Source organism: Pelomonas sp. Root1217, from assembly GCF_001425705.1.
Taxonomy (GTDB): Bacteria; Pseudomonadota; Gammaproteobacteria; order Burkholderiales; family Burkholderiaceae_C; genus Pelomonas.
Genome location: NZ_LMDC01000001.1, coordinates 1,069,137 through 1,082,638 on the forward strand (window position 1 = coordinate 1,069,137; position 13,502 = coordinate 1,082,638).

Consider the following 13,502-nt stretch of genomic DNA (forward strand, 5'->3'; position numbering starts at 1 on the left):
GGGCTCACGCTAGGCGATGAGCTCTTCTGCTTGATACCGCTATGCGTCTTCGCGTCCTTCTGACAAATGGAAAGCGCACCGTCGATCTAATTTGGCTAGATCACAACGGCACCGATATTTATTACGGGGGCGTTGGCTGGAGCGACAAGACGTCGTATCACGCAAGCGGTATCCGCCACAGAAAAGCACGGGATGGAACGCTGTCGCCCATTCAGAGGCATCACCGCCTCGATAGCTTCTCCGGCCAACTTCAGCTTTGCGTGTTCGGATTTCACACGAAGTTTGTTGAGTCTGACGCGGCTACTCCCTACAAGGGAAAAAAGGGCGATTCAGTCATCTTTCTGGATAGCCGCAGCCTCCCCGATCAAGTAGGCGTGTCGTTAGGTTTGCTGGAGGCCGGCGCCTACGCGGCAATGCTGCCGATCCATCAGCATTTAGACCTGCGTTTGATTCATCTCGCGACGAACACGACACCTTGGATTTATGTCGCGATTAATGCGATCAACGGTCAGGATTAAGCGGCAGAACTGCGCATCGGCCTCACCAACATCGTCGGCGCAATGCCGAACATCCGCCGGCAGGTCCGGCTGAGATGGGCCGAATCCGCAAACCCACAGTCCTGCGCCGCTTCCGTCCAGGACTGCCCGCCCATCGCCGCGCCCACTGCCGCCTCGACCCGGGCCCACAGCAGGTAGGCGCGCAGCGACATGCCCGTCTGCGCCACGAACAGATGGCGGAAGCGGCTGGGTGACAGGTGGGCCGCGGCGGCGGCCTGGGCGAGCGTCACCGGCTCGGCGAGCCGGGCGCGCAGGAACTCGATGGCGCGGCTGATGCGTGGGTCCACGCTGAGCCCGGGCAGCGACTGCCCGCACAGCGCGTCGACGATGCGGTGGCTGATGGCGACGAGGGCCTCGTCCGCAGCATCGGCGGCAAAGGCATCGAGCAGGGCCGCGAGCAAGGCTTGGATCGGCTCGCGGGGCAGGTCGACGATGGACGCTGCCGCATCGCCTTGCAGCAGCAGCGCCCGGCCTTGCGTGGTCTCGGGCTCCACGAAGATCTGCGCCACCGTCTCGCCGGCACCGTCGAATTCGTGGCGCTGGTGGGGACGCACCAGCGCGACGGCGTGCTCACGCCAGATCTGCACGTCCTCAGCCCACAGGCGCAGGCGGCCCGTCAGGGCCATCGAGATCTGGATGGCGTGATGCGCATGCGCCTGCGCCCGCCCGCCGGCGCGACCGATCCACAGGCTGCCGCCGCTCCACAGCAGCACGCGGCCGATGCCGACGATGGGCTTGGATGACGCCATCAACGCCTCCCCCTGCGACAGCGCAGATCAGCCGTTTCGTTCAAGCCGCCAGGGCCTGCGATCCGCAGAATTCTTTCCACGGACAAACCGGTCCGCATCCTGTTCTTCACCTCAAGGAGCCCTCCATGCAAAACCCCTCAATCTCCTCCGACCATTCCACGCCCGCCTGCCGTTGTGCGAACTGCCCCGGCGCTTCCTGCACCTGCGGCTGCCAGCGCGCAGCGGCTTCGCAACCCGCAGCGAACCAGGCCTGCGCCTGCGGCCCGAGCTGCGCCTGCCAGCCGGCCTGCCGTTGTGTCTGAGGCCCGGCCGTGCTCGCGCTTGACCGCGGGCACGGCAGGCTAACACCCCATCCTCACCCATGAAACATCACCTCGCCTCGCCGTTGTTGCTGAGCCTGCTGCTGTTCAGCGCCTGCATGACCCCGCCGCAGAACCTGGACCTGTCGCTGTCCAGGCCGACGGCACAGAACAAATACCGCGTCAGCATCCAGCCGATGGTGCCGTCCATCGCCATCAACCAACTGCATGCCTGGCAGGTGCAGGTCACCTCGCCCAGCGGCGAGCCGGTGCTGCATGCCCACATCGACGTCGACGGCGGCATGCCTCAGCACGGCCACGGCCTGCCGACGCAGCCCGCCATCACGCAGGAGCTGGGCGGCGGCCGCTATCTGATGGAGGGCATGAAGTTCAGCATGACGGGCTGGTGGGAGATCAAGCTGAAGCTGGACTCCGCCGAGCGCGGTGCCGATGCGGTCACCTTCAACAAGGTCATCGCCCTGCCGACGGCGAACAAGACCTGAGCCGGGGATGCGCATGAGCCGTCGTTGCCTGCTGATCTGGGCCCTTGCGCTGGCGGGCCTGGCGCTGATCGCGCTCGGCGCGCTGCCCGAACTCGCCGCGGCCAGCGCAAGCCCCGCGCAGGCCTGGAGCAGTGAGGAGCTGGCGGTGTTGTCTTCGCTGCGGCTCAGCCAGCTGCCGCCCGCGCCGGCGGACCCGTCCAACCGCTTCGAGGACTCGCCCGCCGCGGTGGCGCTGGGCCAGCGGCTGTTTTCCGATGTGCGCCTGAGCCGCAACGGCGCAGTGTCCTGCGCCAGCTGCCACGACCCGGCGCGGCAGTTCCAGGACGACCGGCCCACCAGCGTCGGCGTGGGCGTGGGTTCGAAGCGCGCCATGCCCATCATGGGGGCCGGTCACAGCCCCTGGCTGTTCTGGGACGGACGCAAGGACAGCCTCTGGTCGCAGGCCCTCGGCCCGCTGGAAGACGCGGCCGAGCATGGCGGCAACCGCCTGCGCTACGCGCGGCTGCTGCAGGCCCACTACCGCGAGCCCTACGAAGCCCTGTTCGGCCCGCTGCCCGCGCTGGACGGCCTGCCCGAGGACGCCGGCCCGCTGGGCAACGAGGCCGAGCGTGCGGCTTGGCAGACGCTGGACGCGCCAACCCGCACGGCCATCACGCGCGCCTTTGCCAACCTGGGCAAGGCCCTGGCGGCCTACGAGAAGCGCCTGCAGCGCGAGCCATCGCGGCTGGACTTCTTTCTCGACGGCGTCGTTGCCGGCGGGCCGTCGTCCGGTGCGGCGCTGGACGAGCGCGAGGTCCACGGCCTGCGCCTCTTCATCGGCAAAGCCCAGTGCATCAGCTGCCACAACGGCCCACTGCTCACCGACCAGCATTTCCACAACACGGGGGTGGCGCCGCGCGGCGTGGCTGCGGCCGACCGGGGCCGCGCCGCGGCCCTGGCCACCGTGCGCCAGGACGAGTTCAACTGCCTCGGCCCCCACAGCGACGCGCGGCCCGACCAGTGCCAGGAACTGCGTTTCCTGGTGAAGCAGGACGCCGCGCTGGAAGGGGCTTTCAAGACGCCCGGCCTGCGCGGCGTGGCGGAGCGGCCGCCCTACATGCACGCCGGCCAGATCGCGACGCTGGAGGCCGTGGTGCAACACTACGTTGCAGCGCCGCATGCCGCGGTCGGCCGCTCGGAGCTGCAGCACCGGCATGGCGCCGCAAGTGGCGGCCATGCCGAGGCGCGCGCGCCCATCGAGCTGTCGGCGGCCGAGCAGCAGGACCTCGTGGCCTTCCTGCGCACGCTGTCACCAGCCGCCAGCGGCGCTTATTGCGCCGTCATACCGCCGTCGACCGCCAGCGACTGCCCCGTCAGATAGCGCGCCTTGTTGCTGGCCAGGAAGACGATGGTCTGCGCGATCTCGTCGGCCGTGGCGGCGCGCTTGGACGGGTTGGCCGCGAGCATGCCTGCCTTGGCTTCGGCGCTGCGCCCGACGAACCGCTCCATCATGTCCGTCTGCACCGGCCCTGGTGCCACCGCGTTGACGCGCACGCCGGCCGCCGCGCCTTCGAGCGCAGCGCTCTTGGTCAGGCCTTCCACCGCATGCTTGCTGGCGACATAGACCGAGGCGCCGGCAAAGCCGATCAGCCCGGCCACCGACGACAGGTTGACGATGGCGCCGCTGCCCTGGGCCAGCATGGCGCGCATCTCGTGCTTCAGCGAGAACAGCACGCCGCGCACATTGGTGTCGAAGATGGCGTCGTAGTTCTCGGCGCTCTGCTCCGCGATGGGGCCGTTCTGGCCTTCCACGCCGGCGTTGTTGACGGCCACGTCCAGGCGGCCGAAGCGGGTCACGGTCTGCTCGACGAGGGCGCGCACCTCGGCTTCCTTGCGCACGTCGGCGCGGATGAAGGCGGCGGCTTGTGCGCCCTGGGTTTGCAGCTCGGCAGCGAGCGCCTCGCCTTCGGCGTCGCGGCGGCCGCTGACGACGACGGTGGCGCCTTCGCGGGCGAAGGCCAGGGCGGTGGCGCGGCCGATACCGGTCAGGGCGCCGGTGATGAGGACGACGGAAGAGGGCATGACAAAGACTCCTGTGGTTGAGTGAACTCACTGTGATTGCTGCCGCCTCAATGCAGAAGCCGGTCCGTTTGCCTAAGATTTATTCCAGTCAAGACTGAAGCGAGCAGCCGTGGACCGATTGCAGTCAATGCAGACCCTGGTGCGGGTCGTCGAGCTGGGCAGTTTCTCGGCCGCGGCGCGTGAGCTGGGCAGCACCCAGAGTGCCGTCAGCAAGCAGGTGGCGGCGCTGGAGAAGGCGCTGGGCGCCCAGCTGCTGGCGCGCAGCACGCGGGCGCTGCGGCTGACGGAAGCCGGCGAGCGCTACGTCGAGCAGGCGCGGCGGCTGGTGGCCGAGATCGCCGAGGCCGAGAGCGAGCTGCGCGACGGCGAGCACCGGCTGCAGGGCTGGCTGCGCGTGGCCGCCTCGGGCAGCTTCGGGCGGCTCAAGCTGATGCCGCTGGTGCAGAGCTTTCTGGCCGCCCATCCGGGCGTGAAGATCGATCTGCGGCTGAACGACGGCTTCATCGACCTGGTGGAGCAGGGCATCGACCTCGCGGTGCGCATCGGCGAGCAGCCAGACTCCAGCCTGGTGGCGCGCCGCATCGGCACCGTGCGCCGGGCCGTCGTCGCGCGGCGGGGCTATTTCGAGCAACGCGGCATCGCGCCGCCGGCCGACCCCGCAGCGCTGCAGCAGCACGACTGCATCGTCTACAGCGAGCTGCGGTCGGGACCGGTCTGGACCTTCGAGGCCGGCCCGGGCGCCGACGCGCCGCCGGGCAGCCTGGCCAGCGTGCGCGTGGCCGGCAGCCTGCGCACCAACAGCGGCGAGGCCGTGCGCGAGGCGGTGCTGGCCGGCATGGGCCTGGCGTACGCGCCGCACTGGCTGGTGGAGAAGGAGCTGGCCAGCGGCGAGATCGAGCTTGCCATGCCGCACTGGCAGGGCCAGGCCTTGCCGATGCAGCTTGTCAGCCCGCCGCAGCGGCGGCTGTCGGGCAAGGTCAAGGCCTTGGGCGACCACCTGGCCGCCGGTCTGGCTTAGATCGGCCGCAGGAAGAGCCCGACCGTCAGCGCCACGCCCAACCCGACGATGGCGATGCGCAGTGCCTTCTCGTTGACATGATGCAGCGCCCAGGCACCGGCCAGGCCGCCGACGATGGCGCTGGCGCCCAGCACGGCGGCCTGCAGCCAGTGCACCTCCGGCGAGAGCACGAACAAGGCCACGGCCGACGCGTTCATGATGCCGGCCAGCACGTTCTTGGTCGCGCCGGCATTGCGCGTGGGCATGCCCGCCAACGTCAGCGCGGCCAGCATCAGGAAGCCGATGCCGCCGCCAAAGTAGCCGCCGTAGATCGCGATGCAGAACTGCATGACAGCCGTGGCGCTTGCGCTCAGGTGGTGATCTTCTGCCACCGGCTTGCGCAGAAAGCTGCCCCACGCAAACACGCTGGTGGCAAACAGCACCAGCCAGGGCACCAGGCGCGCGAACACGGAGGACGGCGTGTTGAGCAGCAGCCAGGCGCCGACTGCGCCACCGAGCAGGCTGGTGATGACGAGGGCGCGAAAGGACAGCGTCGCCGTGCCGATCACGAGCCGGCGGCCCGCCCAGCCCGAGGTCAGCTGGCCGGGGAACAGCGCCACCGTGGACGTGATGTTGGCCGCCAGCGGTGACATGCCCGCGAGCATCAGCGCCGGCAGCGTGACGAAGGAGCCGCCACCTGCCAGCGAGTTCTGCAGGCCGGCCCAGAGGCCGGCGAGCACGAGGAGCGCAAGGAGCATGTGTTGGGGCCGTGGCCTTCAGCTGGCACGCGCCCAGGCCAGCAGCATATTGTTCGCAGGCATGGCCAGGGTTTCGCGCAGGCAAAGGTCGGCGGCGGCGGCCTGCGCGGCCACATCGGCCACGCGGCGGATGCCCCAGGCCGGATTGCGCGCGCGCAGGTCGGCGTCGAAGGCGAGGTTGCTGGACGCCGTGGGCATGTCATCGACGATGTAGGGACCGTAGGTGATGAGCAGGCCGTCAGTTGCCAGATGCCGGGCGGCGCCCTGCATCAGGCCCGCCGTGCAGGCCCAGGGCGCGATGTGGATCATGTTGGCGCAGTAGATCGCGTCGACCTGGGCGGGCACGCCGGGCCAGACGTCGTCCAGCACATTCAGCGTGATCGGCGGACGCACCCGAGTCAGGCCTTCGCACCAGGCGGCGATGGAGGGCAGGGCGGTAGCGTCGAAATCGCTGGGCTGCCACTGCCAGCCGGGCAGGCCTTCGCTGCAGAAGGCGGCGTGCTGGCCGGTGCCGCTGGCAATCTCCAGCATGACGCCTTGCGCCGGCAGCAGGCGCTGCAGAGCCGCGAGGATGGGCGGGCCGTTGCGCTCGGCGGCGGGGCTGTGGCGGCGTGGGTTCATCGTCCCAATCTTGCCAGCCGCGGAAAGAATGTCTTGCGGCGCGCGCCGTTTCTCGGCGGCCTGCGGCTGGGCACAGTGGGCCCGTTGTTTCCAAGGAGCCCCGCATGACCCTCAAGCTGTACCGCCACGCCCTGTCCGGGCACGCCCACCGCGCCGAGCTGGCGCTGTCTCTGCTGGGCCTGCCGCACGAGCGCATCGACGTGGACCTGGCGGCCCGCGCGCACAAGACGTCCGAATTCATCGCCCGCCATCCCTTCGGCCAGCTGCCGCTGCTGGAGGACGATGGCCATTGCGTCTGGGACAGCACGGCCATCCTGGTCTACCTGGCCACCAAGTACGACCCCACCGGCCAGTGGCTGCCGCAGGACGCCGCCGGGCGCGCGGCCGTGCAGGCCTGGTTGTCGGTGGCCTCGGGGCTGATCGCATTCGGCCCGGCGGCGGCCCGCCTGGTCACGGTGTTCGGGGCGCGTTTCGATGCCGACGAGGTGATCGATCGCGCCCATGCCCTGTTCCGGGTCATGGAAGGCGAGCTGTCCCGCCGGGACTTCCTCGTCGGTGGCCATGCCACGCTGGCCGACATCGCCGGTTACAGCTACATCGTCAACGCGCCCGAGGGCAATGTGGACCTGGTGCCGTATCCGGCCTTGCGCGCCTGGCTGTCGCGCATCGAGGCGCTGCCGGGTTTCGTGCCTTTCAAGACCACGCCCGCCGGCCTGCGTGCCGCCTGAGATCGGCATGGACGCGACGCCCTTCCATGCCGGCGAAGTGGCCGTGCAGTCGCGCATCGGCGTGGCCGAGCGCATGGCCGAGGTCGGCCGCCGTGTCGTGCGCGACCACATGCCCGAGCAGCACCAGCGCTTTTACGAGCAGTTGCCGCTGATGCTGGCGGGCAGCGTCGACCCAGCCGGCCGGCCCTGGGCCACGGTGCTGGTCGGGCCGCCGGGTTTCGTGCAGGCGCCGGACGCCTGGCATCTGACCTTCGCGGCGACGCCCATCCCGGGCGATCCGGCCGCCGCCGGCATGACGGCGGGCTCGCCGCTGGGGCTGCTCGGGATCGAGCTGCACACGCGGCGGCGCAACCGCGTCAATGGCGAGCTGCTGGCGGCCGGCCCCGAGGGCCTGCGCCTGCGGGTGAGCCAGACGGTGGGCAACTGCCCGCAGTACATCCAGGGGCGCGAGGTCCAATGGATGCGCGATGCGGCGGACACGCGGCCGCGCGCGGTCGAGCGCCTGTCGCAGCTGGACGGCGACGCAGCATGGCTGATCGCCGCTGCCGACACCCTGTTCGTCGCCACGCATGCGGGCGCAGCAGGAGCCGATGTGTCGCACCGCGGCGGCCCCGCCGGCTTCGTGATGCAGGAGGATGAACGAACCCTGCTGGTGCCCGACTACTCGGGCAACCGCATGTTCATGACGCTGGGCAATCTGCAGCTCGACGGCCGCGCCGGCCTGCTCTTCATCGACTTCGAGCGCGGCGACCTGCTGACACTGACGGGCCGCGCGGAGATCGTCTGGGACGGGCCTGAACTGGCCGCGCTTGGCAACGCCGAGCGTGCCTGGCGCTTCCATCTCGAAGAGGGCTGGTGGCTGCGTGATGCACTGCCGTTGCGCTGGCGCTTCATCGATTGGGCGCCGCAAAACGGCTAGGCGTTAACGCAAGGCCGGATTGGCCCTCAGCGCCGCCACGGCGAGGTCGACGAAGGCACGCACCTTCTGCGTCATGTGCCGTCCCTCGTGATGCACGATGTGCACCGGCAGTGCCGGCGGCTCGAAGTTCTCCAGCACCGGCAGCAGCTCGCCGCGCGCCAGCGCGTCGGCGGCCTGGTAGCTGAGCAGGCGCACCAGCCCCAGGCCCGCCAATGCGAAGGAGCGGGCGGCGTCGTTGGTCGTCGTGCGCAGGCGCGGGCGGATGCGCTGCACCAGCGGCCGGCCCGCTTCCGCAAAGCGCCATTCGGGGTAGGGCGCCACCTGGGTGGGCTGGATCAGCGTGTGCCGGGACAGCTCCTCGGGCCGCTGCGGACGGCCGTGCGCGGCGAGATAGGCGGGCGACGCCAGCAGCATGCGCCGCACCTGCCCCACGCCGACGGCGCGCAGCGAGGAGTCCGGCAGCTCGCCGATGCGAACGGCCACGTCCAGGCCTTCATCGACGAGGTTGACGACGCGGTCGACGAAGACGCATTGCGCGTCGACGTCGGGGTAGCGCTTGAGGTAGTCCGTGACGATGGGCGTCACGTGCAGGTTGCCGAACAGCACCGGCGCGGTGACGCCGAGCAGGCCCTTCAGCTGGCTGCGGCTGCCGCTGGTGGCGGCCTCGGAGTCGCCCACGTCGGCGAGGATGCGCCGGCAGTCTTCGGCATAGCGGGCGCCGGCTTCGGTGACGCGCACGGTGCGCGTCGTGCGTGTCAGAAGGCGCACGCCCAGCCGCGCCTCCAGCTCGGCCACGGCGCGCGTCACGACGGGTGCAGATACATCCAGCTTGCGCGCAGCGCTCGCGAAGCCGCCGTTGTCGACCACGGCGATGAAGGCCTCCATGGCCTGCAGGCGATCCATGGCTGATATCAGCGCGAAGCGGCATGGCGATTCATGGCGGGCATTGTGGTCGAACAACTGAGCGCCAAGATTCAAGCCGGCATCCCACCCGAATGGGTGGGTAAAACCGTTCCCGACAGGGATTGACCCTGACAAGCACTCCCACGAGCATCGCGGCGAAGCGCCGCTCCCGCGGCTATTGACAGGGAAGCCAGTATGCAATTCATCTCCAAGCCGCTGACCGCTCTCGCACTGCTGGCACCGTTGCTGAGCGCACAGGCGGGGATCGTGCTTTACACCGACGAGTCTGCGTATCTCGCCGCCGTGGGCGCCACCCGGGCGTACACCGACTTCGCGGGCAATCCCAGTGCTTCGGTCGGCGGAACAAGCTTCATGCCGGAGACCACCTTCGGCAGCTGCACCGACGCATCGGTGCCCGCAAGTTGCGGCACGTCGGTGTTCCATGCGAACGGCAGCATCACCGATCTGGGCGGCTCTTCAGCGCCGAACGGCGTCGCAAGCCTCGCCTGGCGCCTCAACCTGGGTGATGTTTTCGCCCTTGGCTTCAACTATTTGAGCGGCGATGTGGATTCGATCACCCTGCTCGACACGGCGCTGGTCCAGCAGTCGATCGACACCTCGACGGCCAACGGCTTCATCGGTCTGGTCAGCGACACGGCGTTCTACGGCGCCATCCTCGTGAGCGAGTTTCCGAATCGCATCGGCAATGACCGCATCAACATGGATGACTTCCGGATCAACGCGACGATGCTTGCCGTGCCCGAGCCGGCCGGCCTGTTGCTCACGCCGCTGGCCCTGGGGCTCGCGGGTCTTGCACGGCGCGGCCAGACTCGCCGCAGTGGGGCCTAGGCCAGCCGCCCGGCCTGGAAGTCCCGCACCGCCTGCACCAGCTCGGCCTCGGTGTTCATGACGAAGGGGCCGTATTGGGCGATGGGCTCGCCCAGCGGCTTGCCGGCAATCAGCAGCGCGCGGGTGGCAGCTTCGTCAGCCTGCAGGCGCACGCCGTCGCTGCCGGGCGTGTTGGCGAGTATGGCCATGCGGCCGGCCGGCTGCTGGCAGCCACTCTCGAACTTCAGCTCGCCTTCGTAGACATAGACGAAGGCATTGAACTCCGGCGGCAGCAGTTGCTCGAAGCGGGCGCCGGGTGCGAAATGCAGGTCGAGATACAGCGGCTCGGTGTTGTCGCGCTGCACGGCGCCGATCACGCCGTGGCTCGCGCCGGCGATGACCCGCGCCTTGACGCCGTCGCGCTCAAACTCCGGCACCTCGTGGCTGGCCACGTCGCGGTACCAGGGCGCACGCAGCTTGTCCTTGGCGGGCAGGTTGAGCCAGAGCTGGAAGCCGGCCATGCGGCCCGCGTTCTGCTCGGGCGTCTCGCTGTGGATGACGCCGCGCCCGGCGGTCATCCATTGCACGCCGCCGTCGCTGATCAGGCCTTCGTTGCCGGCCGAATCGCGGTGCCGCATGCGGCCATTGAGCATGTAGGTGATGGTCTCGAAGCCGCGATGTGGATGGTCAGGGAAGCCGGCGATGTAGTCGTCGGGATTGTCCGTGCCGAAGGCGTCGAGCATCAGGAAGGGGTCCAGCCGGCGCTGCAGGTTCTGCGTCAGCACGCGGTTGAGCTTGACGCCGGCACCGTCGCTGGTCGGCTGGCCAGCGACGAGGCGCTCGACCTCGCGCGGTTGGTTCAACAGGGAAGTGGCGACAGTGTTCATGGCGTTCTTTCAGGCGATCAGAAGTTCGGAGATCTGGGCGCGAGCGTTGGCGATGCCCTGCTCGGCCGCAAAGGCCATGCCCTCAGCGTAGACGAACTCGACGTCCGTCATGCCCAGGAAGGCCAACACGGCGCGCAGATAGGGCGTCATCTGGTCGCTGGGCTGGCCGCGGTGGATGCCGCCGCGGCTGGTGACGATGTAGACCTTCTTGCCGGTCACCAGGCCGACCGGGCCTTTCTCACCGTACTTGAAAGTGACGCCGGCGCGGGCGATGGCGTCGATCCAGTTCTTGAGCTGGGCGGTGATGTTGAAGTTGTACATCGGCACGCCAATGACGACGGTGTCGGCGGCTTGCAGTTCGGCGATCAGCGCATCGTCCAGCGCGACGCGGGCGGCCTGCTCGGGGCTGCGCTGGTCCGCCGGCGTGAAGAGGGCGCCCAAGGCGGCTTCGTCGAGCACGGGCTGGGGCGTCAGCGTCAGGTCGCGCACGGTCACGGTGGCGGCAGGGTTGCCAGCGCGCAGGCCGGCGGTCAGTTCATTGGCCAGGCGGGTCGACACCGAGCCTTGGTCATCGGTGGCACGGCGGGCGCTGGCGTTGATTTGCAGGATGTTCATTCGGGGGCTCCGGGGTGGCGGGTTGCGATGGAATGAACTCTAGGACTGGCCAATCAACTGCGGAAGTCGCTGATTTGCATAAGATTGTTCCGCCAATGCGCCAATGAAGGCATGAACGATGGAATCCGATGCTGATGACCTGCTGCTGTTTGCCCGCGTCATGGAGGCCGGCAGCTTCAGCCGCGCTGCCGAAAGGGTGCATTGGCCCAAGAGCACGGTGTCGCGGCGCATCGCCGCCCTCGAGACGAGGCTGGGCGAGAAGCTGCTGCAGCGCACGACGCGCAAGCTGACGCTGACGGACTTCGGCGCGGGCGTGCTGGAGCATGCGCGGGCGGTCGCGTCGGAGGTGGACAGCGCACTGGCGCTGGCGCTGCACCGCCAGCAAAAGCCCAGCGGGCGCCTGCGCGTCAGCATGCCGGCGGACTTCGCGCAGCAGGTCGCGGGGGGCATGCTGGCCGAGTTCGCGCTGGCCTACCCCGAGGTGCAGCTGGAGCTGGACCTGACGCCGCGGCGCGTGGACCTGATCGGCGAGGGCTTCGACCTCGCCTTGCGCATGGGCTCCATGGACGAAGACAGCCAGCTGGCCGCGCGCAAGCTGGCGACGACGCACTGGGCGCTGTACGCGTCACCGGCCTACGTGCAGCGTGTCGGCGAGCCGCTGCTGCCGCAGGCGCTGGACAGCATGCACGGGCTGATGCTGCTGACCCGCACCGGCGAGGCCGTGCCCTGGCGGCTGCAGCGCGAGGGTGCCGAGCCCGTTCTGGCCCGGCCGGCGCAACGCACCCTGGCCAATGCGCCGAGCCTGCTGGCGCAGCTTGCCGAGAACGGCGTGGGCATTGCGGGCATCGACCGCCTCGTCGTCAGAGATGCACTGGCTCTCGGACGGCTTCAGCGCCTGCTGCCGGACTGGCACCTGCCCGGCTCGAGCTGCTGGGCCGTGTTCCCGGAGCGACGGCTGATGCCGTTGCGCACCCGGGTGTTTCTTGAAGCGGTCTCAGCGCTGCTGGACAACTGCCCGGCGCCGGGCCCTTGAACGAGCCCCTGCCACCACGACCAGGCCCGCGGCCAGCAAGGCTGCCATGTCCGGTTCCGGCACGGCCACCGCGAGCACGGCCGCGGCAAGCTGCTGGTGCGCCATCGTCGTGGGGTGGATGCCGTCCCAGAACAGCGCGGTGCTGAGATCGCAGCTGCTGGTGGTTGCAGCGCAGGCATTGGTCCAGTTGCTGAAGCCGAGCTGCGAGGCATTGCCCACGGCGCTCGTCATGAAGCCGTACATGTCGAAGACCTGTGCGCCGCTGCCAGCCAGCGCGCCGGTGAGGGCGGTGTCCATGGCAAAGCTCAGCGCCGAGGCTTGGCCGCTGGCGCTCATCGCGTTGGCCAGCGGCGTGAGGCCGAAGTTCGGCGTATTCAGCACCAGCACATGCTGGGCGCCGGCGAGCTTGAGGCTGCCAACGATGCCGGCCATGTCGGCGGCGTAGCTGGCCACTGTCGCCGCAGCCGTGGCGTCAGCGTCGGCACCCATGGCGATCGCTTCCAACGCGACACGGATGTTGTTGCCGCCGCCGGCCACCACGTAAAGAGCGTTCGGATCGGCGAGGTTGCCGGTGGCGCCCAGATACATGCCAAGCTGGGTTTGCATGCTGTAAGGGAAGCCCGGCAACTGCGGAATCTCGCCACCGTTCAGACTGGTCTGCGCGCCACCGAAGGCGAAGTTATTGCCGCCGGCCAGTGAGGGCGATAGCGCCAAGCCGAGCGATTGCGCGAAGTACTGCGTCCAGACCCAGCCATTGGAATACGTGCCCGCCGTCGACGGGATCTTGCTGTAGTAGCCGTCGCCCGGAATGTCGACGGGCGGCAGCCCTCCGGGGCCCTGCGACAGCAGCAAAGCGTTGTTGCCGCTGTCGGACAGGCTGTCGCCGAAAACGACGAGCCCGGAATACGGGCCGGTGGCCGAAGCTGCGAAGGCGGCAGCACAAAGACCAATGCCCGCGAGCATGCGGGCGAGCAAACGGATGGACATGGAGACTCCCTGATTTGTGGCCGCAGGACTTCTAACGGCTCGACAACAGCATCTCCG

At 69.1% G+C, this 13,502-nt stretch carries 16 protein-coding genes; 8 read left to right on the forward strand and 8 right to left on the reverse strand.

Going from position 1 to position 13,502, the window contains the following annotated elements; genetic code table 11:
• The first annotated feature begins 41 nt into the window (after window positions 1-41).
• Window positions 42-518: a hypothetical protein gene (locus ASC95_RS04900; protein ID WP_057296610.1), complete on the forward strand. Its 477-nt coding sequence runs from the start codon at window positions 42-44 to the stop codon at window positions 516-518.
• Here the strand turns inward: ASC95_RS04900 and ASC95_RS04905 are convergent.
• Entirely contained in the window at window positions 515-1,306 is a 792-nt protein-coding gene (locus tag ASC95_RS04905; RefSeq protein ID WP_057296611.1) for an AraC family transcriptional regulator, read from the reverse strand. The genes ASC95_RS04900 and ASC95_RS04905 overlap by 4 nt on opposite strands.
• Window positions 1,307-1,667: 361 nt before the next feature.
• On the opposite strand from ASC95_RS04905, the gene ASC95_RS04910 reads away from it, so the two are divergent.
• Both ASC95_RS04910 and ASC95_RS04915 read left to right on the forward strand, forming a co-directional pair.
• Window positions 1,668-2,108 carry a FixH family protein gene (locus ASC95_RS04910; protein WP_057296612.1) on the forward strand — a complete coding sequence of 147 codons (441 nt, stop codon included), beginning with the start codon at window positions 1,668-1,670 and terminating at the stop codon, window positions 2,106-2,108.
• Between the two features lie 13 nt (window positions 2,109-2,121).
• Window positions 2,122-3,468, forward strand: coding sequence for a cytochrome-c peroxidase (locus ASC95_RS04915; protein ID WP_235537691.1), 1,347 nt, complete (start codon window positions 2,122-2,124; stop codon window positions 3,466-3,468).
• Here the strand turns inward: ASC95_RS04915 and ASC95_RS04920 are convergent.
• Entirely contained in the window at window positions 3,417-4,169 is a 753-nt protein-coding gene (locus ASC95_RS04920; protein WP_057296613.1) for a glucose 1-dehydrogenase, read from the reverse strand. The two genes, ASC95_RS04915 and ASC95_RS04920, sit on opposite strands and share 52 nt — an antisense overlap.
• Window positions 4,170-4,296: 127 nt before the next feature.
• On the opposite strand from ASC95_RS04920, the gene ASC95_RS04925 reads away from it, so the two are divergent.
• Window positions 4,297-5,187, forward strand: coding sequence for a LysR family transcriptional regulator (locus ASC95_RS04925; protein WP_235537692.1), 891 nt, complete (start codon window positions 4,297-4,299; stop codon window positions 5,185-5,187).
• Here ASC95_RS04925 and ASC95_RS04930 read toward each other — a convergent pair.
• Complete coding sequence (locus tag ASC95_RS04930; protein WP_057296615.1) at window positions 5,184-5,924, reverse strand: sulfite exporter TauE/SafE family protein; 741 nt, start codon at window positions 5,922-5,924, stop codon at window positions 5,184-5,186. The genes ASC95_RS04925 and ASC95_RS04930 overlap by 4 nt on opposite strands.
• Window positions 5,925-5,942: 18 nt before the next feature.
• Window positions 5,943-6,545, reverse strand: a complete 603-nt coding sequence (locus ASC95_RS04935; protein ID WP_057296616.1) for a DUF938 domain-containing protein — start codon at window positions 6,543-6,545, stop codon at window positions 5,943-5,945.
• A 104-nt stretch (window positions 6,546-6,649) separates the two neighbouring features.
• Here ASC95_RS04935 and ASC95_RS04940 point away from each other — a divergent pair, with 104 nt between their 5' ends.
• Both ASC95_RS04940 and ASC95_RS04945 read left to right on the forward strand, forming a co-directional pair.
• The gene (locus ASC95_RS04940; protein WP_057296617.1) at window positions 6,650-7,273 is read left to right on the forward strand and encodes a glutathione S-transferase family protein; all 624 of its coding nucleotides are present in this window, start codon (window positions 6,650-6,652) and stop codon (window positions 7,271-7,273) included.
• Between the two features lie 7 nt (window positions 7,274-7,280).
• On the forward strand, window positions 7,281-8,192 hold the full coding sequence (locus ASC95_RS04945; RefSeq protein ID WP_057297053.1) for a pyridoxamine 5'-phosphate oxidase family protein: 912 nt from the start codon (window positions 7,281-7,283) through the stop codon (window positions 8,190-8,192).
• A 3-nt stretch (window positions 8,193-8,195) separates the two neighbouring features.
• Here the strand turns inward: ASC95_RS04945 and ASC95_RS04950 are convergent, their stop codons facing one another.
• Window positions 8,196-9,095 (reverse strand): LysR family transcriptional regulator, encoded by a 900-nt coding sequence (locus ASC95_RS04950; protein WP_057297054.1) that lies wholly within the window; start codon window positions 9,093-9,095, stop codon window positions 8,196-8,198.
• 195 nt (window positions 9,096-9,290) lie between these two features.
• Here ASC95_RS04950 and ASC95_RS04955 point away from each other — a divergent pair, with 195 nt between their 5' ends.
• The gene (locus tag ASC95_RS04955) at window positions 9,291-9,944 is read left to right on the forward strand and encodes a hypothetical protein (protein ID WP_057296618.1); all 654 of its coding nucleotides are present in this window, start codon (window positions 9,291-9,293) and stop codon (window positions 9,942-9,944) included.
• On the opposite strand, the gene ASC95_RS04960 is transcribed toward ASC95_RS04955, so the two are convergent.
• Both ASC95_RS04960 and ASC95_RS04965 read right to left on the reverse strand, forming a co-directional pair.
• Window positions 9,941-10,810, reverse strand: a complete 870-nt coding sequence (locus tag ASC95_RS04960) for a pirin family protein (RefSeq protein WP_057296619.1) — start codon at window positions 10,808-10,810, stop codon at window positions 9,941-9,943. The two genes, ASC95_RS04955 and ASC95_RS04960, sit on opposite strands and share 4 nt — an antisense overlap.
• Before the next feature lie 9 nt (window positions 10,811-10,819).
• Window positions 10,820-11,425, reverse strand: coding sequence for an FMN-dependent NADH-azoreductase (locus ASC95_RS04965; RefSeq protein WP_057296620.1), 606 nt, complete (start codon window positions 11,423-11,425; stop codon window positions 10,820-10,822).
• Between the two features lie 118 nt (window positions 11,426-11,543).
• Here ASC95_RS04965 and ASC95_RS04970 point away from each other — a divergent pair, with 118 nt between their 5' ends.
• Window positions 11,544-12,458 carry a LysR family transcriptional regulator gene (locus ASC95_RS04970; RefSeq protein ID WP_057296621.1) on the forward strand — a complete coding sequence of 305 codons (915 nt, stop codon included), beginning with the start codon at window positions 11,544-11,546 and terminating at the stop codon, window positions 12,456-12,458.
• Here ASC95_RS04970 and ASC95_RS04975 read toward each other — a convergent pair.
• Complete coding sequence (locus tag ASC95_RS04975) at window positions 12,420-13,445, reverse strand: SGNH/GDSL hydrolase family protein (RefSeq protein ID WP_057296622.1); 1,026 nt, start codon at window positions 13,443-13,445, stop codon at window positions 12,420-12,422. The two genes, ASC95_RS04970 and ASC95_RS04975, sit on opposite strands and share 39 nt — an antisense overlap.
• Window positions 13,446-13,502: the final 57 nt, after the last annotated feature.